Origin of the sequence: Mesorhizobium loti CJ3sym, assembly GCF_000472785.1 — a bacterium.
GTDB classification, from domain to species: Bacteria; Pseudomonadota; Alphaproteobacteria; order Rhizobiales; family Rhizobiaceae; genus Mesorhizobium; species Mesorhizobium loti_E.
In genome coordinates, this window is record NZ_AXAL01000009.1 from 34,087 (window position 1) to 56,898 (window position 22,812).

The 22,812-nt window shown below is 63.2% G+C and carries 20 protein-coding genes; 13 read left to right on the forward strand and 7 right to left on the reverse strand.

Annotation, left to right across the window (positions count from 1 at the left end):
- Positions 1–32 precede the first annotated feature (32 nt).
- Positions 33–713 carry an isochorismatase family protein gene (locus A3A9_RS0113595; protein WP_027059270.1) on the forward strand — a complete coding sequence of 227 codons (681 nt, stop codon included), beginning with the start codon at positions 33–35 and terminating at the stop codon, positions 711–713.
- Complete coding sequence (locus A3A9_RS0113600; RefSeq protein WP_027059271.1) at positions 710–1,663, forward strand: alpha/beta hydrolase; 954 nt, start codon at positions 710–712, stop codon at positions 1,661–1,663. The genes A3A9_RS0113595 and A3A9_RS0113600 overlap by 4 nt, the downstream gene beginning before the upstream one ends.
- A gap of 27 nt (positions 1,664–1,690) precedes the next feature.
- Here A3A9_RS0113600 and dnaQ read toward each other — a convergent pair whose 3' ends face one another.
- The 5 genes from dnaQ to A3A9_RS0113625 form a co-directional block, all read right to left on the reverse strand.
- Positions 1,691–2,386, reverse strand: a complete 696-nt coding sequence (gene dnaQ / locus A3A9_RS0113605; RefSeq protein ID WP_027059272.1) for a DNA polymerase III subunit epsilon — start codon at positions 2,384–2,386, stop codon at positions 1,691–1,693.
- Positions 2,387–2,596: 210 nt separating this feature from the next.
- A complete protein-coding gene (coaE, locus tag A3A9_RS0113610; RefSeq protein ID WP_027059273.1) occupies positions 2,597–3,178 on the reverse strand; it encodes a dephospho-CoA kinase in 582 nt (193 codons plus the stop codon).
- Positions 3,175–4,017 carry a shikimate dehydrogenase gene (locus tag A3A9_RS0113615; protein WP_027059274.1) on the reverse strand — a complete coding sequence of 281 codons (843 nt, stop codon included), beginning with the start codon at positions 4,015–4,017 and terminating at the stop codon, positions 3,175–3,177. The genes coaE and A3A9_RS0113615 overlap by 4 nt, the downstream gene beginning before the upstream one ends.
- Positions 4,010–4,609: a Maf-like protein gene (locus A3A9_RS0113620; RefSeq protein WP_027059275.1), complete on the reverse strand. Its 600-nt coding sequence runs from the start codon at positions 4,607–4,609 to the stop codon at positions 4,010–4,012. The genes A3A9_RS0113615 and A3A9_RS0113620 overlap by 8 nt, the downstream gene beginning before the upstream one ends.
- 169 nt (positions 4,610–4,778) lie before the next feature.
- Positions 4,779–5,600 carry a pyruvate, water dikinase regulatory protein gene (locus A3A9_RS0113625; protein WP_027059276.1) on the reverse strand — a complete coding sequence of 274 codons (822 nt, stop codon included), beginning with the start codon at positions 5,598–5,600 and terminating at the stop codon, positions 4,779–4,781.
- Positions 5,601–6,005: 405 nt separating this feature from the next.
- Between A3A9_RS0113625 and hemE the strand changes: the two genes are divergently transcribed.
- The 3 genes from hemE (at position 6,006) to rho (ending at position 9,086) form a co-directional block, all read left to right on the forward strand.
- The gene (hemE, locus tag A3A9_RS0113630) at positions 6,006–7,037 is read left to right on the forward strand and encodes a uroporphyrinogen decarboxylase (protein ID WP_027059277.1); all 1,032 of its coding nucleotides are present in this window, start codon (positions 6,006–6,008) and stop codon (positions 7,035–7,037) included.
- Entirely contained in the window at positions 7,037–7,585 is a 549-nt protein-coding gene (gene hemJ, locus A3A9_RS0113635) for a protoporphyrinogen oxidase HemJ (protein ID WP_027059278.1), read from the forward strand. The genes hemE and hemJ overlap by 1 nt, the downstream gene beginning before the upstream one ends.
- Before the next feature lie 235 nt (positions 7,586–7,820).
- Positions 7,821–9,086, forward strand: a complete 1,266-nt coding sequence (gene rho / locus A3A9_RS0113640) for a transcription termination factor Rho (protein ID WP_027032049.1) — start codon at positions 7,821–7,823, stop codon at positions 9,084–9,086.
- A gap of 301 nt (positions 9,087–9,387) precedes the next feature.
- Here rho and A3A9_RS0113645 read toward each other — a convergent pair whose 3' ends face one another.
- The gene (locus A3A9_RS0113645) at positions 9,388–11,406 is read right to left on the reverse strand and encodes a thioredoxin domain-containing protein (RefSeq protein WP_027059279.1); all 2,019 of its coding nucleotides are present in this window, start codon (positions 11,404–11,406) and stop codon (positions 9,388–9,390) included.
- Positions 11,407–11,468: 62 nt separating this feature from the next.
- Here A3A9_RS0113645 and mnmE point away from each other — a divergent pair, with 62 nt between their 5' ends.
- The 5 genes from mnmE (at position 11,469) to A3A9_RS0113670 (ending at position 17,369) form a co-directional block, all read left to right on the forward strand.
- Positions 11,469–12,797: a tRNA uridine-5-carboxymethylaminomethyl(34) synthesis GTPase MnmE gene (gene mnmE, locus A3A9_RS0113650; RefSeq protein ID WP_027059280.1), complete on the forward strand. Its 1,329-nt coding sequence runs from the start codon at positions 11,469–11,471 to the stop codon at positions 12,795–12,797.
- Positions 12,798–13,061: 264 nt separating this feature from the next.
- Entirely contained in the window at positions 13,062–14,933 is a 1,872-nt protein-coding gene (gene mnmG, locus A3A9_RS0113655) for a tRNA uridine-5-carboxymethylaminomethyl(34) synthesis enzyme MnmG (protein WP_027059281.1), read from the forward strand.
- Entirely contained in the window at positions 14,930–15,562 is a 633-nt protein-coding gene (rsmG, locus tag A3A9_RS0113660) for a 16S rRNA (guanine(527)-N(7))-methyltransferase RsmG (RefSeq protein WP_027059282.1), read from the forward strand. Before mnmG ends, rsmG begins: the two co-directional genes overlap by 4 nt.
- Before the next feature lie 56 nt (positions 15,563–15,618).
- Positions 15,619–16,419, forward strand: coding sequence for a ParA family protein (locus A3A9_RS0113665; RefSeq protein WP_080680871.1), 801 nt, complete (start codon positions 15,619–15,621; stop codon positions 16,417–16,419).
- A 62-nt stretch (positions 16,420–16,481) separates the two neighbouring features.
- A complete protein-coding gene (locus A3A9_RS0113670; protein WP_027059283.1) occupies positions 16,482–17,369 on the forward strand; it encodes a ParB/RepB/Spo0J family partition protein in 888 nt (295 codons plus the stop codon).
- Positions 17,370–17,658: 289 nt separating this feature from the next.
- Here the strand turns inward: A3A9_RS0113670 and holA are convergent, their stop codons facing one another.
- Positions 17,659–18,702, reverse strand: a complete 1,044-nt coding sequence (gene holA / locus A3A9_RS0113675) for a DNA polymerase III subunit delta (protein WP_027059284.1) — start codon at positions 18,700–18,702, stop codon at positions 17,659–17,661.
- Positions 18,703–19,157: 455 nt separating this feature from the next.
- On the opposite strand from holA, the gene A3A9_RS0113680 reads away from it, so the two are divergent.
- Genes A3A9_RS0113680 through A3A9_RS0113690 form a run of 3 tightly spaced genes read left to right on the forward strand, consistent with a single transcriptional unit; the run spans position 19,158 to position 22,748 of the window.
- A complete protein-coding gene (locus A3A9_RS0113680) occupies positions 19,158–20,390 on the forward strand; it encodes a 3-methyl-2-oxobutanoate dehydrogenase (2-methylpropanoyl-transferring) subunit alpha (protein ID WP_027032039.1) in 1,233 nt (410 codons plus the stop codon).
- Positions 20,391–20,393: 3 nt separating this feature from the next.
- A complete protein-coding gene (locus A3A9_RS0113685) occupies positions 20,394–21,407 on the forward strand; it encodes an alpha-ketoacid dehydrogenase subunit beta (RefSeq protein WP_027059285.1) in 1,014 nt (337 codons plus the stop codon).
- 18 nt (positions 21,408–21,425) lie between these two features.
- Positions 21,426–22,748: a dihydrolipoamide acetyltransferase family protein gene (locus tag A3A9_RS0113690; RefSeq protein WP_027059286.1), complete on the forward strand. Its 1,323-nt coding sequence runs from the start codon at positions 21,426–21,428 to the stop codon at positions 22,746–22,748.
- The last annotated feature ends 64 nt before the right edge of the window (positions 22,749–22,812 follow it).

Consider the following 22,812-nt stretch of genomic DNA (forward strand, 5'->3'; position numbering starts at 1 on the left):
GCGCTGTCCCGCCGGCCTGACGAAGTGCGCGCATGAAATCGCCCATCTCCATCAAGCGCGGCACCGTGGCCGCAATCTTCATCGATCTCCAGGAAGAGCACCGGCAGGACCCGCGCTATCTGGTCGAGGGCTTTGCCGGCATCCTCGCCAACGTCCAGCGCCTGCAGGCGGCGGCGCGCCAAAACCACGTGCCACTCCATCACTGGGCCTATATCGTCGATCTCGACAAGCAGGACCGGCCCTTTCATCCGCTCGATGCGGACGGCAAGTCGGCTTTTTCGGACAAGAGCGACCCGCTGACCGAGATCTGCCATGAGGTGGCACCGGCGGAGGGCGAGGCGCTGCTGATCAAGGCCGAGGCGAGCGCCTTCCGATCAGGGCCGGCCGCCGACCGGCTCAAGGCTTCCGGTATCGAATGGCTGGTCGTCGCCGGCGTGTGGACCGAGGCGTGCATCGACGCCACCGTGAAAGACGCGGTGGCCAGGGGTTTTCGCGTGCTGCTGGTCAAGGATGCCTGCGGCAGCGGCAGCGCGGCCATGCATCAGACCGGCATCCTCAACTTGGCCAACCGGCTCTATGGCGGCGCGGTCACCGACACGGACGGCGCCTGCCGGCTGCTGGCGGGCGAGACGGTCACCGTCTGGCAGGTCGAAGGCTCGGTGCCGCTGCGCTTCAGTTTCGACAACGCCGCCCAGCTTTACGCGGATCTATGACAAGGCAGCGCGGCAAATACGAAACCCGGCTCGATCCTGACCTCTGGGCCTATATCGACGCGGTGAATGCCTGGTATCCGCCCGAGATCATCGGCCTGCCGATCGACGGGCAGCGCGAAATCTATGACCGGATGTGCCGCGCCTTCCACCAGGGGCGCCCCGCCGGGGTCAAGGCCAGCGACGGCCTGATCGCCGCTTCCGGCCACGGCGTCCCGATCCGGCGCTACCAGCTTGCCGGCAAGGCCGGGCGGGCCATGGTGCTCTATTTCCATGGCGGCGGTTTTATCCTGGGCGGGCTCGACAGCCATGACGACATCTGCGCCCAACTCTGCGCCGGCACCGGCTTCGACGTCGTTTCCGTCGACTACCGGCTGGCCCCGGAGCATGTCCATCCCGCCGCCTTCGACGATGCGCTGGTCGCTTTCGAATGGGTAGCGGCGGCGTCAGCCCTGCCGCTCGTCCTGTGCGGCGAGAGCGCAGGCGGCAGTCTCGCGGCGGCAGTGGCGCAGGCGACGCGGCGCCATATCAGCGCTGCAATCGGCCAGGTGCTGATCTATCCCGGTCTCGGCGGGGATGAGAGCAAGGGGTCCTATGTCGAGCATGCCGAGGCGCCGCTGCTGTCCCTCAGTGATATCGCCTTCTACCGCGATGTCCGTTCGGCCAAGCGGCAATCACCGGACGATCCGACATTTTCCCCACTGCGCGACAGCGATTTTTCCGGCCTGCCGCCGACGGTGATCGTCACGGCCGAGTGCGACCCGCTGTCATCCGATGGCGAGACCTATCGCGACCGCATCGTTTCGGCCGGCGGCAAGGCTTGGTGGCATGAGGAGCCCTGTCTCGTGCACAGCTTCCTGCGTGCCCGCATGACGGTGCCGGCCGCAGCGGAAGCTTTTGCGCGCATCATCGCGGCGGTGGCAGCGCTGGGGCGGGGCGAGTGGCCGTATTGAGGGCTGCGCCCTACGACGAGCTTCGGATCAACCGGCTTTCAGCCACAGCGCCTTTTCGCCGAGCGTGGCGACCATGGCGGCATGGGCGGCCCGTTCGGCCTCGGTCAGGCGCGGCAGCAGCGGCCTTGGGCGCTCGGCGACGATGATTTCGATGTGGCGGACATTCTCGCCCTGCGCCGGCGCGGTGGCGCTGTCGAGGATTAGGGCCGCCTGCTTGCCGCCAATCAGCTCGATATAGACCTCGGCCAGCAATTCGGAATCGAGCAGCGCGCCGTGCTTGGTGCGCTTGGTGTTGTCGATGCCGTAGCGCCGGCAGAGCGCGTCGAGCGAGTTGGGGCCCATCGGATGCTTGCGCCGCGCCAGCGCCAGCGTGTCCACGACAAGGCCGGGATCGACATTGGGATGGCCAAGCCGGCCGAATTCGACATTGAGGAAGCCGATATCGAAGGTGGCATTGTGGGCAACCAGCTTGGCACCATCGGTGAAATCGAGCCAATCCTCGGCGATGTCGGCAAAGGTCGGCTTGCCCGCAAGGTCCGCCGCGCTGATGCCGTGCACGGCCTGCGCCTCGGCGTGGATCGCGCGCCCTTGCGGGTTGATATAGTGGTGGAACGTCCTGCCGGTTGGAAAGCGGTTGACCAGCTCGACGCCGCCCAGCTCGATCACGCGGTCGTCGCGCGAATCAAGGCCGGTGGTTTCGGTATCGAAGATGATCTCTCGCATCGAATCAGGCGCTCCAAAGCAGCAGAATCATACACCGGGACAAAATGGCAATGCCTCTTTTCCCTTCTCCCCCTGTGGGAGAAGGTGGATCGGCGCGCAGCGCCGAGACGGAAGGGGTGTTCCAGCGGAGTGAGGCGTTGGCGTTCCCTGGAGTACCCCTCATCCGTCGCCTCCGGCGACACCTTCTCCCACAAGGGGAGAAGGAAAGCTTCAGCGCAAGAGCTCCGCAATGATCGCATCCACCTGAGCCCGCGCGGCATCCAACCCCTGGCCGGTGTCGATGACGAAATCGGCCAACCTGCGTTTCTCCTCATCCGGCACCTGCTTGGCCAGGATCGCGGCCAGTTTTTCCTCGGTCATGCCAGGCCGTGCCAGTACGCGCTGATGCTGCACTTCGGCGGGCGCGGTGACGACGACGACCTTGTCGACCCGGCCGCGCCCACCGGTTTCGAACAGCAGCGGAATGTCGAGCACGGCCATCGATTCGACCGCGTTACGATGCCTGGCCAGGAAGGCGTCGGCGTCGGCACGCACCAGCGGATGGATGATGGCTTCCAATGCCTTCAGCGCGGCGGTGTCGCCAAGCACACGCGCGCCGAGTTTTGCCCGGTCGACCACGCCATTGGCGGTGGTGCCAGGAAACGCCGCCTCGACCAGAGGCGCCGCCTTGCCGGCATAGAGGCGATGCACCGTCTCGTCGGAATCGTGGACCGGCACGCCGGCCTCGGCAAACATTTTCGCCGTCGTCGACTTGCCCATGCCGATCGAGCCGGTGAGGCCGAGGACGATCATGGTTTCGGCACCAGATCGGCAACGATGATTGCGCGGAGTTCAGCCGTGACTTGCGGCCTGACGCCGAACCAATGTTCAAAGCCGGGCACGGCCTGGTTGAGCAGCATGCCGAGGCCGTCGACCGTCTTCAGCCCCCTGGCGCGCGCCGCGGCGAGCAATGGGGTTTCGAGCGGCACATAGACAAGGTCGGTGACGATGGCGTGGTCGGGCAGCAGGGCCGGATCGGCCGGGAGGCCTTCATTGCCGACCATGCCGAGCGCGGTGGTGTTGACCAGCAGCCCGGCGTCAGTCAGCAGTTCGCCGGTCGCCGCCGTGCCATGCGCCGAGACACCGGCGCCGAAACGATCGCGCAATTCCTGTGCCCGGGCGAGCGTGCGGTTGACGATGCGGATGTCGGCGACACCGCGTTGCTTCAGCGCCTGGATGACGGCGCGCGATGCGCCGCCGGCGCCGAGCACAACCGCAGGACCCGTATTCGTCCAGCCCGGCGCGTAGTCATCGAGGTTGGCGGCAAAGCCGTGGCCATCGGTGTTGCCGCCCCACAGGACACCATCCTGGAACCACAGCGTGTTGACGGCGCCGATCTCTTCCGCGGCCTGGTCGCGGCGTTCTGCCAGCGCGAAGGCTGCTTCCTTGTGCGGGATGGTGACATTCCCACCGCGAAAACCGGCCGCCTGCAACGTTCGGATGAATTCAGCAAAGTCCTGCGGCGCCACATCGATGGCCTCGTAGCTGCCGTCGATGCCGTGCTTGGCCAGCCAATGGCCATGGATCTTCGGCGAGCGCGAATGCTTGATCGGATGGCCGGTGACGAAGGCCTTCTTGGTCAACTCAGCCATCGATGGCTCCCAGTATGCGCAGTTCGGCCAGCAGCGGCAAAAGCGGCAGGCCGACAATGGTGAAATGGTCGCCCTCGATCTTATCGAAAAGCTGGATGCCTTCGCCCTCGATCTGGTAGGCGCCGACACTGGCCAGCACCTTGGCGCCGACACGGGCGAGGTGACGGCCGATAAAGCCCGGGTCGAGCTTGCGCATGGTCATGGAAGCGATGCCGACATGGCGCCACAGCACCTGGCCGTCGCGCACCAGCACGGCAGCGCTGTTGAGCTGATGGGTCTTGCCCGACAGCGCCAGCAGATGCCGTCGCGCGCCTTCCATGTCGGCGGGCTTGTGGAACACTTCGTCTCCGAGCGACAAAGTCTGGTCGCAGCCGAGCACCAGCGCACCGGCTTTGCGTTCGCTCACCTCGGTGGCCTTGGCCTCGGCCAGCACCAGCGCGACATCTTCGGGCGAAACACCGCTGTGCTGCAACGGCGCCTCGAGCGCGCGCTCGTCGACTTCGGCCGGCACGGCTTCGACGTCGATGCCAGCATTGATGAGCATCGCCTTGCGGAAGGGACTGCCGGAGGCGAGGATGATTTTTTCGGTCATGTTTTTTTCGCCCGGTTTCCTGGCGCCAGCTAGGGTGTTGAGATTCAGGTCAGGCCGAGCCGAAAATGGTGGCTTCCGAGAACCGGAGCGGAGCGTACTTTTCGTACGTGAGCACCGGAAGCGCAGGAAGCCGTCGTTTGCAGGCCGGCCTGACCTGAATATCGACGCCCTAGCGCGTCTTCCCCCGCAGGGCAACGATCGCGGCCGCGGTTTCCTCGATCGAGCGGCGGCTGACGTCGATCATCGGCCAGCCATGGCGGGTGCAGATCTGGCGGGCGTAGGCGAGCTCCTCGGTGATGGAAGCGCGGTCGACATAGTCGGTTGCCTCATAGGAGCTGCTGTTGCCAAGAATGCGGTTCTGGCGGACATGCGAGATGCGCTCGGCGGTGGCGATCAACCCGACGATCAGCGGCGTCTTGGCGGCGACCAGGCTTTCCGGCACCGGCACGCCGAGCACGATCGGGATGTTGGCGGTCTTGATGCCCCGGTTGGCGAGATAGATGCTGGTCGGCGTCTTCGACGTTCGCGAGATGCCGATCAGCACGACATCGGCATCGTCCATGTTGAGCGGCAGCTGGCCGTCATCATGGTCCATGGTGAAATTGAGCGCATCGATGCGGCGGAAATATTCGGCGTCGAGCACATGCTGGGCACCGACGCGCCGGCCGGCCGGCGTGCCGAGATAGGACTGGAACACGGTCAGCACCGGCTCCAGCACAGAGACACAGGGCAGCCCCATCGTGGCGCAGCGCTCGTCTATGCCGCGCGCCAGCTTCTGGTCGACGACCGTATAGAGGATAATGCCCGGTTCCTCCTCGATATCCTCGAACACTTTCGCCACCTGCTTTTCGGTGCGGATGAGCGGGTAGATGTGCTCGATGGCCCGCGCGTCCTTGTATTGCGCCGAAGCCGCCCGGCCCGCAGCGAGCAGCGTTTCGCCGGTCGCGTCGGAAATCAGGTGCAGGTGAAAGAAGCTCTGGGGTTTGTTCACAGGGTTCACCTGGGGCTGTGGGTGGGTGTGGATAAAGCGGGACAGAAAGAGGGGCCGGTCGGGGGCGACTGTATCAGATGGCAGTTTGTCCACAATTCGCTGTGCTGTCAGCTTCGTCGGGCGGTTGGGGACAAGTCTGGGGACCGGTTTCTTTGCCCTGCCTCCGTCCACAGGGCTGACTTTTTCCGGAGGATCCTAAAGCTTTGTAACCAGTGACAGATTCCGAACTATCCCCAGAACCCTACATCCGGGAGAAAGAAGCGCGCGACAATATGCTTGCTGGTGTTTTTCGGGGCAAAGCGGGACAGGTGACAACCACCACAACCAACAGACTCTTAGAATCAGAAGAATCTTAGATATAAGAATCTTTAAGATTAATAGGAGGCTGGGAGAGGCGAGCGCTCGATGCCGAAAAACCGGATCATGCTGGACGTCCTGAAAGGCGAAGCGGTGTTTCCGCCTCCGCTCTGGATGATGCGCCAGGCCGGGCGTTATCTGCCGGAGTATCGGGAGACGCGCAGACGCGCCGGTTCATTCCTCGATCTCTGCTACGATCCCGACCTTGCGGTGGAAGTGACGATGCAACCGATCGAGCGCTTCGGCTTCGACGCGTCGATCCTGTTTTCCGACATCCTTGTCGTTCCGCATGCGCTTGGCCGCGACGTGCGCTTCGAGGAGGGAAGAGGACCGCTTTTGACGCCGATCTCCGCGCCGGAGATTCTGGCTCTGGAAAGCGATGTGTTTCACGTGAATCTCGAACCGGTCTACGAGACGGTTCGCCGGTTGCGGACCAAACTGCCTGAGGAGACAACGCTGATAGGCTTCTGCGGCGCGCCGTGGACGGTGGCGACCTACATGATCGCTGGCCATGGAACGCCTGACCAGGCCCCGGCGCGGTTGTTTGCCTATCGCGAGCCGGCGGCGTTTCAACATCTGCTGAAAGTGCTTGCCGACAACTCCGCTGCCTATCTGATCCGCCAGATCGAAGCGGGCGCGGATGTGGTGCAGATTTTCGATTCCTGGTCCGGGGTGCTTGATGATGCCTCGTTCGAGCAGTTTTGCGTTTGGCCGGTGGCCGAGATCGTCAGGCAGGTTCGGGCCGTCCATCCCGATGTTCCGATCATCGGCTTTCCCAAGGGCGCCGGCGCTCGCTACCGCACCTATCGCCAGAAGACCGGCGTAACGGGCCTGGGGATCGACTGGACGGTGCCGCTGGTAGCAGCGAAGGACTTGCAGCGCTCGGGTGCGGTCCAGGGCAATCTCGATCCCTTGCGCCTCGTGGCTGGCGGCAAGGCGCTGTCGGATGGTGTCGAGACGATCCTTAAAGCGTTGGGAGATGCGCCGCTGATCTTCAATCTCGGTCACGGCATCACGCCGGAAACGCCGATCGCCCATGTCGAGGCGATGGTGAAACAGGTGCGGAGCGCGAAACGCTGATGGCTTCTTCAAACAACGCCGGCAATGCCGGCAACAGCACCGGCCAGGCGATGATGCGGATGACCGTCGGTATCGGTGTGCTGGTCGTTCTCACCGCGCTTTTGTTTTTCCTCGCGCCCGTCAGCTTCTATCCCTGGGCGAAGGCGATCCATATCCTCGCCGTCATTTCGTGGATGGCGGGCATGCTCTATCTGCCGCGCCTATTCGTCTATCACGCCGATGCCGAGAAGGGTTCGGTGCAGTCGGAGACCTTCAAGGTGATGGAGCGGCGCCTGCTGCGCGGCATCATCAATCCGGCGATGATCGTCACCTGGGTGTTCGGCCTGTGGCTCGCCTGGAAAGTGTTTGGGTTCCAGGGCGGATGGCTGCATGCCAAGATCGGCCTGGTGCTTCTGTTGTCCGGCGTGCATGGCTATCTGGCTGGCGCGGTGCGCAAATTCGCCGAGGACCGCAATGAAAAACCGGCTCGGCACTGGCGGATCGTCAACGAAATCCCCACATTGCTGATGATCGCAATCGTGATCCTGGTTGTCGTCAAGCCGTTCTAATGCATGTCGCTCAAAAGTGGTCCCGGTTTTGGGGCAACGACATGCATAAGGTGTTTTAAGCCTTTTGCGTCCCCGCAAAACGCGGCTTGCTCTTTCACCCGACCGACGATAAAAGACGGGTCTTCCTTCCCGTCATGCGCCGCCCCTCATTGCTTTCGGCCGCGCCCGGCATTTGTCGCATCCCGTCGATATCCTCCCAAAGCCTGCCCAGACTCCATCTATTCAAGGTCCGTTTATGCAAGAAATGAAACTCGCCGAGTTCAAGAACAAGAAACCGCCAGAGCTGATCGCCTATGCCGAATCGCTCGAGGTCGAGAACGCCAGCGTCATGCGCAAGCAGGAACTGATGTTCGCGATCCTGAAGAAGCTGGCCGCCCAGGACGTCGAGATCATCGGCGATGGCGTGGTCGAAGTGCTCCAGGACGGGTTCGGCTTCCTCCGCTCGGCCAATGCCAACTATCTGCCAGGTCCCGACGACATCTATATCTCGCCGTCGCAGATCCGCCGCTTCTCATTGAAGACCGGCGACACCGTTGAAGGGCCGATCCGCAGCCCGAAAGAGGGCGAGCGCTATTTCGCGCTGCTCAAGGTCAACACCATCAATTTCGACGATCCCGAAAAGATCCGTCACAAGATTCACTTCGACAATCTGACGCCGCTCTATCCGACGTCACGGCTGAAGATGGAAATGGAGGTTCCGACCTCCAAGGACATCTCGGCCCGCGTCATCGACCTGGTGGCGCCGCTCGGCAAGGGCCAGCGCGCCCTGATTGTGGCGCAGCCGCGCACCGGTAAAACCGTGCTGCTGCAGAACATCGCTCACTCGATCACCACCAACCATCCCGAATGCTACCTGATCGTGCTTCTCATCGATGAGCGGCCGGAAGAAGTGACCGACATGCAGCGTTCGGTGAAGGGCGAGGTTGTGTCCTCGACCTTCGACGAACCGGCGGTGCGTCACGTCCAGGTCGCCGAAATGGTCATCGAAAAGGCCAAGCGCCTGGTCGAACATGGCCGCGATGTCGTCATCCTGCTCGATTCGATCACCCGTCTCGGCCGCGCCTACAACACCGTGGTGCCGTCATCCGGCAAGGTGCTGACCGGCGGTGTCGACGCCAACGCCCTGCAGCGGCCGAAGCGCTTCTTCGGTGCCGCCCGTAACATCGAGGAAGGCGGCTCGCTGACCATCATCGCCACCGCGCTGATCGACACCGGCAGCCGTATGGACGAAGTCATCTTCGAAGAGTTCAAGGGCACCGGCAATTCGGAAATCGTGCTCGACCGCAAGGTTGCCGACAAGCGCATCTATCCGGCCATGGATATCCTCAAGTCCGGCACCCGCAAGGAAGACCTGCTGGTTGCGCGTTCGGACCTGCAGAAGATCTTCGTGCTGCGCCGCATCCTGGCGCCGATGGGAACGACCGATGCGATCGAGTTCCTCATCGACAAGCTCAAGCAGACCAAGACCAATGCGGACTTCTTCGATTCGATGAATACGTAAGGTCTAGCCACCTTCCCTAACCTTTACGTCGAAACCCCATTCCGGAAGGCCGGGATGGGGTTTTTCATTGCCGGTTAGGTCTGCGGGTATGGCAACAAGTCGCATAAGTCGGCGCCCCACTCATTGCCCTTGCAGGCATCTCTCCCCCTAAACGGGGCGAAAGAGGCTGACCGCGACGCGCGCGCCTTCTTTTGTGACGCGGGCAATTGCCGAAATCGGCGACAAGATCGTCGTTCTCCCGTTCACGGGGAGAAGACGGCGGCAATCAGATGAGGGGCGGTGCCGCCGTGGGGAGTTGTTCCTATCGACGGCTCAACAGCCGCTCCAACTCTCCAGCATCCGTCACGACCGGCAAACACACCTGCCCAGTACAAAGCCAGGCACCCACCTCGTCGGTCGGCGGCAGAGTCTCTCCGGGCAGCAAGGGTCGATTCGTTTCCGAACCGATTGCGACGACAATGTCTACACGGCGCGGGTTAGGGTTTCGATTCGCAACCGGAACAAGCTTGGGATCCGCCAGGTCGTCTATCAGCACCAGTTTTAACGGCTCGATCGCCAGGGCGCAGGCATTGACGATGCCGACCTGGCCATAGGCCTGGTGCGCGGCACGGCCGGCCGCATGCTCGGCGACCTGCCAGGCTTTCTCCTGCAGGTCGAGATCGCCGGTGACGGAAGCGAGGCGGATCAGCGCTTCGATGATCTGGCTGGTGGCGGAAGGGATCGCCTCGTCGACATCGCCCCGGATGCGGATCGGCACGTCGGTGCTGTCCGAGGCGGTGAGATAGTAGCCAGTGCCCGTGGCGTCGGCATGCCAATGGTCGAGCTGTTCGATGAATTGCTTCGCCTGGTCGATATAGCTCCAATCGCCTGACGCCTCGAACAGCGAGATCGCGGCATTGGTCATGGCGGCGTAGTCGCTGGACAAAGCGGGAAACAGTTTCCTGGCGCCGAGCATGGAATGCGGCAAACGGCCCTCTCGGCTGGCGGCGCTGATATGGGCGAACGCCTTTGCCGCGGCCTCGATCCAGTCTCGACGCCCCAGCGAGCGGCCGGCCTCGGCAAGTGCTGCAATCGTCAGGCCGTTCCAGTCGCTGAGGGTCTTTGCATCGAGGCCCGGCCTGACCCGTTCTTCGCGGACGGCGAGAAGCCTGGCTTTGAGGGGATTGAGTTTTTCGCGATCGGTTACACTTTGTGCCTGCTGCGACCGGGTTTGATGGACAACCGGCTTGCCTTCCCAGCCATGCGGGCTGGATAGTGTGAAGTGTTTGAACAATATAGCTGAATCGCCGCCAAGGGCCGCTTCTATGTCGTCCTTGCTCCAGGTGTAGAACAGCCCTTCCTCACCATCGCTGTCGGCGTCGAGGCTGGCGGCGAAGGCACCGCCGTCGACGCACATCTCGCGCAGCAGCCAGTCGGTGGTCTCTTCGATTCGCATCCGGAACAAATCATCGCCGCTCGCCGCGTAGGCCCAGTTGCAGAAACGAATGAGCTGCGCATTGTCGTAGAGCATCTTCTCGAAATGCGGCACCAGCCATTCCGCATCGGTCGAGTAGCGGCTGAGCCCACCGCCAATGTGATCATAGATGCCGCCGCCCAGCATCTGTTCCAGGCTGACGAGTACGTCGTCGCGGTGGGCGGCGTTGCCGTCGCGCAACCAGGACAGCCAGAGCGTGAGCATGAAGGGGGCGTTCGGGAATTTCGGCGCGCCGCGCAGGCCGCCGAGGTCGCGGTCGATCATGCCGTCGATGCGGCCTGCGAGTTCGGTCAGTGAGCCGCGGTCCAGGCTCTCTTTGGCATGCGTGCCGGACAGACGCGCCTCGACATGCGAGGTCAGGCCATCGGCGCTCTGATGCAGGCTCGCCCGCTTCTCGCGCCACGCCTTGTCGACCGCTTCCATCACCTGGATGAAACCCGGGCGGCCATAGCGCGGCTCGCGCGGGAAATAGGTGCCGCCCCAGAACGGCTTGCCATCCGGCGTCAGGAACATGGTCAGCGGCCAGCCGCCTTGCTCGCCCATCGAGGACAGCGCGGCCATGTAGATCTGGTCGATGTCGGGGCGCTCCTCGCGGTCGACCTTGATATTGACGAACAGACGGTTCATGACGGCGGCGACGCCGTCATTCTCGAAGCTTTCATGCGCCATGACATGGCACCAATGGCAAGCGGCATAGCCGACGGAGAGCAGGATTGGCTTGTCCAGGGCCTTTGCTTCGTCGAGCGACGCCGGCGACCAGGCCCGCCAGTGCACGGGATTGCCGCTGTGCTGCTGCAGATAGGGGCTGGCCTCTTCAGCAAGCAGGTTTTGCGCGGGCAGCGTCACGATGGGCAAACTCGGGGTTGTTTCGAAGGCGCGAAGCTAGGGCGGTTCGACAGAGCGGGCAAATGATTTCAGGTGATTCGATCGTGGCGCTGTCGAGCGGCCGGCTTCCGGCCGGCGTTGCCGTGCTGCGTATTTCCGGCCCGCAGACTCGATTCGTAGTCGAAACGATTGCCGGCGGCATGGTTAAAGACCGGGCGGCGGTCCTTCGGCGGTTCCGAGCACCTGATGGAACCGTGCTGGACACTGGCCTGGTCGTCTTTTTCCCCGGCCCGGCCAGCTTTACCGGCGAGGACGTTGCCGAGTTTCAGGTCCATGGCGGACGCGCCGTGGTGGCCAGGATGCTGGAAACGATTGCTGGGTTTGACGGCGTCAGGCACGCCGAGCCGGGCGAATTCACACGCCGCGCCTTTATCAATGGCAAGCTTGACCTGGTCGAAACCGAGGCGCTGGCCGATCTGGTCAATGCGGAAACCGAGGCGCAGCGGCGCTTCGCCATACAGAATGCGGAGGGCGTCCAGAGCGAACTGTATCTGAGCTGGCGTCGCCGGTTGATCCATGCACGCGCGATGATCGAGGCCGAGATCGACTTTGCCGATGAGGATGATGTGCCCGGTTCCGTTTCGGATACGGTCTGGTCCGATGTCAGGGCGATGATCGGTGAGATCGACCATCATGTCGCCGGGTTCCACGCCGCCGAGATCATCCGCGATGGGTTCGAGGTCGTCATTTTGGGTGCGCCGAATGCCGGCAAGTCGAGTCTGTTCAATGCCCTGGCGCGCCGCGATGCAGCTATTGTAACGGATGAGCCGGGCACGACACGGGATCTGCTCGAGGTCGTGTTGGATCTCCAGGGATTGCGTATTAGGCTGACGGACACCGCCGGCCTGCGCGAGGCGCCGGGCAAGGTCGAGGCGATCGGGATCGAGAAGGCGAGGGCAAAGGCTGACCGTGCCGACCTTTTGCTGCTGTTGGCAGACATTTCTTCCCCACGGGACATCGGTTCAGTCCCAACTGCGCCTCTGTTGCGCGTCGGCACCAAGGTTGACCTGCTGGGTGAGAAGGCTGCTTGGGATGCCGCCGGTCGCTATGACCTTGTCATTTCAGTTCTTAACGGGGCGGGTGTGGAAGCGTTGTTGACGGAGATCGGCCGTCGCGCGGCAGATGCGGCCGGGGATATAGGAGATGTACTGCCTTCGCGCCTGCGCCATGTCGAGCTGCTCAACGATGCGAATCGCCACCTGGTTCTCGCGATCGATGGCCACGCCACTGGGCAGGAATTGCGCGCCGAGGAGTTGCGGCTCGCGGCGGACCGCCTGGGCAGAATCGTCGGCGCGATCGATGTCGAGGATATGCTGGACGTGATCTTCGGGCAGTTCTGTATCGGCAAATGACTCACGTGAAACAATCACTTGGCCGAACAGCGATGGTGCTGGATGCTAAGACACTCCTATCTGGCGGAGACATCAGACGAAGTTGAATGGCGCATTCGCGAGCCGTGACTCACGTGAAACAACCGCAACGGCGTGACTCACGTGAAACGTCGCTACGTGAGGCTCACAAGCTGTTTCACGTGAAACTTGCAGCGAAGTTTTCTTGACAGCTTCGCCCCGTGGGGACATGTGTCCCTCAATCTTTCGAGTCCAGGACATTTGGAAATGACCGATCACTATGATGTGGTTGTGGTGGGCGGCGGCCATGCGGGTTGCGAGGCTGCCAGCGCTGCCGCGCGCGCCGGTGCCAAAACCGCATTGGTGACGCTGCGCTTCGACACGATCGGCGTGATGTCGTGCAATCCGGCGATCGGCGGGCTTGGCAAAGGCCATCTGGTGCGCGAAATCGATGCCATGGACGGCTTGATGGGCCGCGTGGCGGATGCCGCCGGTATCCAGTTCCGCCTGCTCAATCGCCGCAAGGGCCCGGCGGTGCGCGGGCCCCGTACACAGGCCGACAGGAAGCTGTATCGCCTGGCGATGCAGGAAGCGATTCGGCAGCAGAACGATCTCGACGTCGTCGAGGCGGAGGTCCTGGATTTCGAAATCAGCGAGAGACGGATTGTCTCTGTCCTCCTGGCCGACGGTCGGCGGCTTACCTGTGGTGCGGTCGTGCTGACGACCGGGACTTTCCTGCGCGGCCTTATTCATATTGGCGAAAAGAAGATCGTCGCTGGCCGCATGAACGAGCAGGCCAGCCTTGGGCTGTCGGCGACTATGAGCCGGGCGGGCTTCAAGCTCGGCCGGCTGAAAACCGGCACGCCGCCGCGGCTGGATGGGAAAACCATCGACTGGGCATCGCTCGAAAGCCAGGCGGCGGATGATGATCCGGTGCCGTTCTCGCTGATGACCAACCGCATCGAGACGCCGCAAATCGAGTGCGGCATTACCCGCACGACGACCTCCACGCATGAGCTGATCCGCGCCAATCTTGGCCGCTCCGCCATGTATTCCGGCTCGATCGAAGGCGTCGGACCGCGCTATTGCCCGTCGATCGAAGACAAGATCGTCAAGTTCGGCGACCGCGACGGCCACCAGATTTTTCTCGAGCCGGAAGGGCTCGACGACGACACGGTCTACCCCAACGGGATTTCGACCTCGCTGCCCGAGGATGTGCAGCTCGACATCTTGAAGACCATTCCCGGTCTTGAGCGCGCGATCATGCTTCAGCCCGGCTATGCCATTGAATATGATCATGTCGATCCGCGCGAGCTCCACCAGACACTGGAGACGAAACGCGTCGGCGGGCTCTTCCTCGCCGGGCAGATCAACGGCACGACAGGCTATGAGGAAGCGGCCGGTCAAGGCCTGCTCGCCGGCCTCAATGCGGCGCGGCGGGCGTCTGGCAGCGATCAGATCGTGCTCAGCCGCACCGAGGCCTATATCGGCGTGATGGTCGATGATCTGACCAGCCGCGGGATCAGCGAGCCCTACCGCATGTTCACGTCTCGCGCTGAATTCCGGCTGTCGTTGCGTGCCGACAATGCCGATGAGCGGCTGACGCCGTTGGCGGCAAGGCTTGGAATCGCCTCGGCGCGTCGGATGCAGCGCTATGGCGACGTCATGCAACGCCTCGATGAGGCACGGGATCTGGCGAAATCGTTGACGATGACACCCAATGAGGCTGCGCGACATGGACTGGAGATCAACAGGGATGGTGTGCGCCGGTCCGGCTATGAGTTGCTGACCTATCCCGACGTCGATGTGGCCTGGCTGGCAAGGATCGATCCGGGATTTGCGGCGATCGACGCCAAGACTGCGGAACGTCTCGGAACGGAAGCGAAATATTCGGTCTATCTTGATCGTCAGAAGAGCGATGTCGCACAAATCCGGCATGAGGAGAGCCGGCTGATCCCCGAGACAGTCGATTTTGCCGATGTGCCCGGCCTGTCCAATGAGTTGAAGCAGAAGATGCAGGTAGGGCGGCCGCGTTCCATTGCTGATGCGCAGCGGATGGAAGGCATGACGCCGGCGGCGCTGGCGATCATTGTCTCGCATGTCCGCCATCATGAAAGCGCACAGAGGAACGTTGCGTGAGCTCTTGCTCCCTGGGGAGCCTGCAGGAAGCGGCGGGCCCGGTTTCACGTGAAACATTCGATCGTCTGGTGGCGTTCGAAGAGATGTTCCAGAAATGGAACCGGAGCATCAATCTTGTCGCACAGTCGACTGCAGGCGATGTCTGGCAGCGCCACATATTGGACAGCGCGCAACTCGCGCGAATCGAGCCCAATGCCACACGCTGGGTTGACATAGGCTCAGGCGGCGGGTTTCCCGGCCTGGTGATGGCGTTCCTCCTCGGCGAGCGCGACGGGGCCAGCATCGACCTGGTGGAAAGCAACCGTAAAAAAGCGTCGTTCCTGCAAACCGTTATCGGCCAGTTCAACCTGCCGGCACGGGTCGTGGCGCGCCGTATCGAAGACAGCCATGCGCTTGTTTCAGCACCGCAAATCGTCACGGCGCGGGCCCTGGCGTCGCTTTCGACCTTGCTCGACCTGTCGGCGCCCTGGCTGATATCGGGCGGGCGCGGGCTGTTCCACAAAGGCCGGGATTATCGCGCCGAAGTGCAAGAAAGCGTTAACCGATGGACCTTCGATCTGGTAGAACATCCCAGTGTGACCGACCCCCATGGCGTCATCCTCGAACTGTCTGACCTGCGACCTGTCTGATGTCAGACTTGTCGGCTATCTGGCGACCCAAAAAAATGAATTTCTGGCATAGACCCATGATGAAAAACGGCCCCCGAATCATCACTGTAGCCAACCAGAAGGGCGGTGTCGGCAAGACGACCACGGCCATCAATCTTGCCACCGCGCTCGCCGCAATCGGCGAAAAGGTGCTGATCGTCGATCTCGATCCGCAAGGCAATGCCAGTACCGGTCTCGGCATCGACCGCAAGGACCGGACGGTCTCGTCCTATGATGTGCTGACCGGCGAGCTGGATCTGGAAGCCGCGGCCATCCCGACAGCGGTGCCTGGCCTGTCGATCGTGCCGTCGACGCTTGATCTGCTCGGCATCGAGATGGAGATCGCCTCGGCGCCGGACCGGGTGCTGAAGCTGCGCAATGCGCTACGCGCGGCGACCGAGCGCGGCGCGCCCTTTAATTATGTGCTGATCGATTGCCCGCCTTCGCTCAACCTTTTAACTTTGAATTCAATGGCCGCGGCGGATTCTGTTCTTGTGCCGCTGCAATGCGAGTTCTTTGCCCTGGAAGGCCTCAGCCAGCTGTTGGAAACGGTCGAGCAGGTGCGCCGCTCGATCAATCCGGATCTCATTATCCAGGGCATTGTGCTGACCATGTATGACGGCCGCAACAATCTCGCCAACCAGGTGGTGCAGGATGTGCGGGCGCATATGGGCGACAAGGTCTACGAAACCATCATTCCGCGCAATGTGCGGGTGTCCGAGGCGCCATCCTACGGCAAGCCGGCGATCCTTTACGATCTGAAGTGCTCGGGCAGCCAGGCCTATCTGCAACTGGCCTCGGAAGTGATCCGCCGCGAGCGTAAATTGCGCGCCGCTTGATTAGATCGGATGCATAAACAGCCGATTCGATACCGAAACGATCTTGAGACTTTGGAATAGACATGAGCGAAGACCTTTCGAGAAAAAGACTGGGCCGTGGACTGGCCGCCCTGATCGGCGAAATAGATCGCCCGGTGGCACCGGAAAAGCCCGGCATGAGCGCCGACGGCAAGGTGCCGATCGAGTTCCTCAGCCCCAATCCGAAAAATCCGCGCCGGCACTTTGGCGATGCCGAATTGACCGACCTTGCGCAGTCGATCCGCGAACATGGCGTCGTCCAGCCGGTGGTGGCCCGGTCGTCGCCGACCCAGGCGGGCCGCTATGAGATCATCGCCGGCGAGCGGCGCTGGCGGGCGGCGCAGCGCGCCGGGCTGACCGAGATCCCGGTCATCATCCGCGAGGTCAACGACCGCACCGCGCTCGAGCTTGCCATCATCGAAAACGTCCAGCGCACTGACCTCAACGCGGTCGAGGAGGCGCTGGGCTACCAGCAATTGATCGACGAGCACGGCTATACGCAGGCCGATCTCGGCAATGTTATCGGCAAGAGCCGCAGCCATGTCGCCAATACGCTCAGGCTGCTGAAGCTGCCGGATGTGATCCGCGACATGCTGGTCGACGGCGCGCTGTCGGCGGGCCACGCCCGCACGCTGGTGACGGCGGAGGATCCGGCCGGCCTCGCCAAGCGCATCGTCGAAGAAGGCCTTTCTGTCCGCCAGGCCGAGGCGCTGTCGCAGATGCCGGCGGGTACCACTCCGGCCAAGCCGAAACAGTCGCAAGCCGCGCCGGAAAAGGACACCGACACGCTGGCGCTTGAAAAACTGATGACCGACACGCTCGGCATGATCGTGGCCATCGACCACAAGGGCAAAGGCGGCGAGTTGCGCGTTTCGTATCGCTCGCTGGAGCAGCTGGACGAGCTGTGCCGCAGGTTGAAGCAGGAGCGGTAGGCACTGTATTTAGCCGGCAAACTAAGTTCTGGCTTAACATCAAGAACGATAGGGGCTGGCGGTTGCTGGCCCTTTTTCTGCTGCACTGATGTTGGGCGACGGCGTCCAAGTTGCCAATCTCTCGTGGGGGAGATGCCCGGCAGGGCAGAGGGGGGCGCTGCCCCGCCGGCGCCTCATGTGCCTTCGGGTGAGTTCTCGGCCGATCGCAGATCACAAAGGTAGCGCTCTACGGCGCCCCCCTCCGGCTTGCCAGCCATCTCCCCCACATGGGGGAAGATTGGCCAATCACCTACCGTTGCCCCAGCCTTGCGCTCTCCACCGCAATGCCCAGCAGCGCCTGCCGTGCCAGCGCCACCGAAAGGTCCGGCCTTCGCCGCGTCTGCAGCACCGCGGTCTGCAGCCGGGTCAGCGCGCGGCTGAGCGCGTCGCTGCTCCAGCGATCAAGCGCCTTCTCCACCAGCTTGCGCCTTGAGAAAAAGACCGGCGGACGAGCGGCGGCAACGACCGAAGCGGCGTTGCGGCCGGCAGAGTCCATCTGGCCGCGCATGATCTGGATCTGCTGCAGCTGGCGCATGGCGGATGACAGCACCAGGAAGGGCGGGCCGCCGGACTGGCAGTGGCGGGTGAAAGCGGTGTCGAAGTCGCCGACCTTGCCTTCGAGCAGCGCGTCGACAGCATCGTCGAAGGAAGCGCCGGACACGTCGCCCGACATGGCCCTTACTTCTTCCAGCCCGATTTCCTTCTGGCCATGGGCATAGAGAATGAGCTTTTCGATCTCTCCGCGCGAGGCCAGCCGGTCGCCGCCGAGATTGCGGCGCAACGCCTGTCTGGCCTCCAGCGTCATCGACATGCCGGCCTTGCGCAACTCGTCGTCGATGACCGTGTCGATGTCGCGGGCTTCGTCGGCGTAACAGGGTAGCGCCATGGCGATGTCGGCGGTTTCGACCACGGCGCGCAGGCCGACGCCTTTCTTCAGGTCACCGGCCTCTATCAGGATGATGGCATCGCGCGCGGGCTCCGCTGCCAGCGCCTTGACGTCGTCGGCCAGCGCTTTCTGGCCGGTGGCATTGCGGACCCACAGCAGGCGCCGGTCGGAAAACATCGGCACGGTGCGGGCTTCGTCGAGCAGCCGGCCCTCGTCGCGGTCGACCTCCGAACCCTCCAGCCGGACCACGGAGAAGGGATCGTCGAGCGGCAGGCCGGTCTTTTCGGCGAAGGCCTTCGCCCGCTCGGAGACAAGCCCGCGATCGGGGCCGTAAAGCAGGACGATGGAGATGCGTGCGTCAGGCTTCGCGAGCCAGGAATCGACTTCGAACGCTTTCTTCTGTGCCATGCAGGGTGGTTAGCATGGAGAGGGGTTGGGGTGAATGGCGATCGGCGCCGACGCTTCTTTCCTTCTCCCCTTGTGGGAGAAGGTGGATCGGCGCGCAGCGCCGAGACGGTTGAGGGGTGTTCCAGCGGAGTGAGGCGTTGGCGTTCCCTGGAACACCCCTCATCCGTCGCCTTCGGCGACACCTTCTCCCACAAGGGGAGAAGGAAGACCGCGCGATGGTCTGCCGCTCAATCACCTTATCTGCCGTAAATCCCGTCCAACCTTGCGCCAAATTGCGCGCCACTGCCCAACATCGACAAGAAATTTCGCGGACATATCTACATCTTGTACCGGGAAGGCAGGATCGGCCGCAATGGCTGGTCCGATGGCGAAGGGCTTGCCCGACGAATTCGCACTGGTCTGGCGGCACGGATGTGCAAATATCCTCGGGCCAGGCACATTGGAGGACAAAGGTCATGGCCGATGCTGGGATGTTGCGGTTTCACGTTCCGGAACCGGAAGTGCGGCCGGGCGGCACGCCTGACTTTTCCAATGTGACCATCGCCGAGGCCGGCTCGGTGCCGCGTCCGGACATCGATGTCGATCCGCGCACCATCCGCGACATGGCCTTCTCGATCATCCGTGTGCTGAACCGCAATGGCGAAGCCGTCGGGCCGTGGGCAGGTCTGCTCTCCAGTGACGAACTGCTCGAAGGTCTGCGCCACATGATGACGCTGCGCACCTTCGATGCCCGCATGCAGATGGCGCAACGCCAGGGCAAGACCTCCTTCTACATGCAGCATCTTGGCGAGGAGGCGGTGAGCTGCGCCTTCCGCAAGGCGCTTTCGCCGGGCGACATGAATTTCCCTACTTATCGCCAGGCAGGGCTACTCATCGCCGACGGCTATCCGATGGTCACGATGATGAACCAGATCTATTCCAACGAGGCCGACCCGCTGAAGGGCCGGCAGTTGCCGATCATGTATTCGTCGAAGGAGCACGGCTTCTTCTCGATCTCCGGCAATCTGGCGACGCAGTATATCCAGGCGGTCGGCTGGGCGATGGCCTCGGCGATCTCGAACGATTCGAAGATCGCCGCGGCCTGGATCGGCGACGGCTCGACGGCGGAATCCGACTTTCATTCGGCGCTGGTGTTCGCCTCCACCTACAAGGCGCCGGTGGTGCTCAATGTCGTCAACAACCAGTGGGCGATCTCGACCTTTCAGGGCATCGCGCGCGGCGGCTCCGGCACCTTTGCGGCCCGCGGCCTTGGCTTCGGCATCCCGTCATTGCGCGTCGACGGCAATGATTATCTGGCGGTGCACGCGGTGGCCAAATGGGCGGCGGAGCGGGCGCGCAATAATCTCGGGCCGACGCTGGTCGAATATGTCACCTACCGCGCCGGTGCCCATTCGAGCTCGGACGATCCCTCGGCCTACCGGCCGAAGACGGAATCCGACGCCTGGCCGCTCGGCGATCCGGTCATGCGGCTGAAGAACCATCTGATCGGGCTGGGCGTCTGGTCGGACGAGCGCCACGCGCAGGCCGAGGCGGAAATCCTCGACACGGTGATCGCGGCGCAGAAGGAGGCGGAGAGCCACGGCACGCTGCATGCCGGCGGCAAGCCGTCGACGCGCGAGATGTTCGAGGGGGTCTTTGCCGAAATGCCCGCGCATCTGCGGCGCCAGCGCCAGCAGGCGGGAGTCTGAGCCATGCCAAGACGGACCATGATCGAGGCCATTCGCGACGCCATGGATGTGTCGATGGGGCGCGACGACAAAGTCGTCGTGTTCGGCGAGGATGTCGGCTTCTTCGGCGGCGTGTTCCGGGTCACACATGGCCTGCAGGCCAAATACGGCAAGAGCCGCTGCTTCGACGCGCCGATCAACGAATCCGGCATTGTCGGCTCGGCCATCGGCATGGCTGCCTACGGCCTGAAGCCGTGCGTGGAAATTCAGTTTGCCGACTACATGTATCCGGCCTACGACCAGTTGACGCAGGAAGCAGCACGCCTACGCTACCGCTCGAACGGCGATTTCACCTGCCCGATCGTGGTCCGCATGCCGACCGGCGGCGGCATTTTCGGTGGCCAGACGCACAGCCAGAGCCCCGAGGCGCTGTTCACCCATGTGTCAGGTCTGAAGACCGTGGTGCCGTCCAACCCGCATGATGCCAAGGGGCTGCTGATCGCGGCGATCGAGGACCCCGATCCGGTGATCTTTCTCGAACCGAAACGGCTCTATAACGGCCCGTTCGACGGCCATCACGACCGGCCGATAACGCCCTGGTCGAAGCATGAGCTCGGCGAAGTTGCCGACGGTCACTACACCGTGCCGCTCGGCAAGGCGGCGATCCGCAGGGCGGGCTCGGCTGTCACGGTTCTGGCCTACGGCACCATGGTCTATGTCGCGCAGGCTGCGGCCGAGGAGACAGGCATCGATGCCGAGATCATCGATCTGAGAACCCTGCTGCCGCTCGACCTCGATACCATCGTTGCGTCGGTGAAGAAGACAGGGCGCTGCGTCATCGTGCACGAGGCAACGCTGACCTCGGGCTTCGGCGCCGAGCTCTCGGCGCTGGTGCAGGAAAACTGCTTCTACCATCTGGAGGCGCCGGTGGCGCGGGTCGCCGGCTGGGACACACCCTATCCGCATGCGCAGGAGTGGGACTATTTCCCCGGACCCGCCCGGGTCGGCCGCGCTCTTCTTGAAACATTGGCAGCTTAAGTATTGGGGGAACCTGAGATGGGTGAATACATCATCAAGCTGCCCGATGTCGGCGAAGGCGTCGCAGAGGCCGAGCTCGTCGAGTGGCACGTCAAGATCGGCGACATCGTGCGCGAGGACACCGTGCTCGCCGCTGTCATGACCGACAAGGCGACGGTCGAAATCCCATCACCCGTCGACGGCGAGATCCTGTGGCTGGGCGCCGAGATCGGCGACACGGTGGCGATCGGCTCGCCGATCGTGCGGCTGAAGGTGGCGGGCGAGGGCAATTCGAAGCCGCAGGGCAGCGCCAAGGCCGAGGCGGTGGTTTCTGAGCCTGCGCCGACGCCAAGGCCCCAGACCGCCGAGCCGCCCGCGAAGACCCCGCCAAAGGCCGGCGTGCCGGACGTGAAACCTGCTCCGGCCGTCTCGAAGACTTCCACACAGACTTCCGTTTCCGGCGCGCCGCGCCCGGAAGGCGAAAAGCCGCTGGCGTCGCCAGCCGTGCGCCTGCGGGCAAAAGAGGCAGGCATCGATCTCAGGCAGGTTGCGGGGAGCGGCCCGGCCGGGCGCATCGGACATGAGGACATCGAGACCTTCCTGGCGCGTGGGCCACAGGTCGCCAAGGCATCCGGCCTTGCCCGCAACGATGCGGTCCAGGACATCAAGGTGGTGGGTCTCAGGCGTAAGATCGCCGAGAAGATGACGCTGTCCAAGTCACGCATCCCGCACATCACCTATGTCGAGGAGATCGACGTCACCGCGCTGGAGGAATTGCGCGCCGCGCTCAACAAGGAAAAACGCGCCGCCAAGGGTGGAGCAGAGAGGCCGAAGCTGACGCTGCTGCCGTTCCTGATGCGGGCGATGGTCAAGGCGATATCAGATCAGCCGCAGCTCAATTCGTTGTTTGATGACGAGGCCGGGATCATCCATCAGCATGGCGGCATCCATATCGGCATCGCCGCGCAGACGCCGTCGGGTCTGGTGGTGCCGGTGGTCAAGCATGCCGAAGCGCGCGACATCTGGGATTGCGGCGCCGAGGTCATCAGGCTGGCCGAGGCGGCCAAGTCCGGCACGGCGACCCGCGACGAGCTGTCCGGCTCGACCATCACCATCACCTCGCTCGGCGCCATGGGCGGCATCGCGACGACGCCGGTCATCAACCATCCGGAAGTGGCGATCATCGGAGTCAACAAGATGATGGTGCGGCCGCTGTGGGACGGCACTCAGTTCATCCCGCGCAAGATGATGAACCTGTCGTCGAGCTTCGATCACCGGGTGATCGACGGCTGGGATGCGGCGGTGTTCATCCAGCGGATAAAGGCGCTGCTGGAAACGCCGGCGCTGATTTTCGTGGATTGAGGGCGATGAGAACCGTCGCAAAGTCTCCCTCACCCGGATTGCCAACCGAATTGCAAAGGCAATT

Coding starts and splice junctions, on each gene's coding strand:
- A3A9_RS0113595 (WP_027059270.1), top strand. CDS start 33: ATGAAATCGCCCATCTCCATCAAGCGCGGCACCGTGGCCGCAATCTTC.
- A3A9_RS0113600 (WP_027059271.1), top strand. CDS start 710: ATGACAAGGCAGCGCGGCAAATACGAAACCCGGCTCGATCCTGACCTC.
- dnaQ (WP_027059272.1), bottom strand. CDS start 2,386: ATGCGAGAGATCATCTTCGATACCGAAACCACCGGCCTTGATTCGCGC.
- coaE (WP_027059273.1), bottom strand. CDS start 3,178: ATGATCGTCCTCGGCCTCACCGGCTCGATCGGCATGGGCAAGTCGACG.
- A3A9_RS0113615 (WP_027059274.1), bottom strand. CDS start 4,017: ATGGCTGAGTTGACCAAGAAGGCCTTCGTCACCGGCCATCCGATCAAG.
- A3A9_RS0113620 (WP_027059275.1), bottom strand. CDS start 4,609: ATGACCGAAAAAATCATCCTCGCCTCCGGCAGTCCCTTCCGCAAGGCG.
- hemE (WP_027059277.1), top strand. CDS start 6,006: ATGCCGAAAAACCGGATCATGCTGGACGTCCTGAAAGGCGAAGCGGTG.
- hemJ (WP_027059278.1), top strand. CDS start 7,037: ATGGCTTCTTCAAACAACGCCGGCAATGCCGGCAACAGCACCGGCCAG.
- rho (WP_027032049.1), top strand. CDS start 7,821: ATGCAAGAAATGAAACTCGCCGAGTTCAAGAACAAGAAACCGCCAGAG.
- mnmE (WP_027059280.1), top strand. CDS start 11,469: ATGATTTCAGGTGATTCGATCGTGGCGCTGTCGAGCGGCCGGCTTCCG.
- mnmG (WP_027059281.1), top strand. CDS start 13,062: ATGACCGATCACTATGATGTGGTTGTGGTGGGCGGCGGCCATGCGGGT.
- A3A9_RS0113665 (WP_080680871.1), top strand. CDS start 15,619: ATGATGAAAAACGGCCCCCGAATCATCACTGTAGCCAACCAGAAGGGC.
- A3A9_RS0113670 (WP_027059283.1), top strand. CDS start 16,482: ATGAGCGAAGACCTTTCGAGAAAAAGACTGGGCCGTGGACTGGCCGCC.
- holA (WP_027059284.1), bottom strand. CDS start 18,702: ATGGCACAGAAGAAAGCGTTCGAAGTCGATTCCTGGCTCGCGAAGCCT.
- A3A9_RS0113680 (WP_027032039.1), top strand. CDS start 19,158: ATGGCCGATGCTGGGATGTTGCGGTTTCACGTTCCGGAACCGGAAGTG.
- A3A9_RS0113685 (WP_027059285.1), top strand. CDS start 20,394: ATGCCAAGACGGACCATGATCGAGGCCATTCGCGACGCCATGGATGTG.
- A3A9_RS0113690 (WP_027059286.1), top strand. CDS start 21,426: ATGGGTGAATACATCATCAAGCTGCCCGATGTCGGCGAAGGCGTCGCA.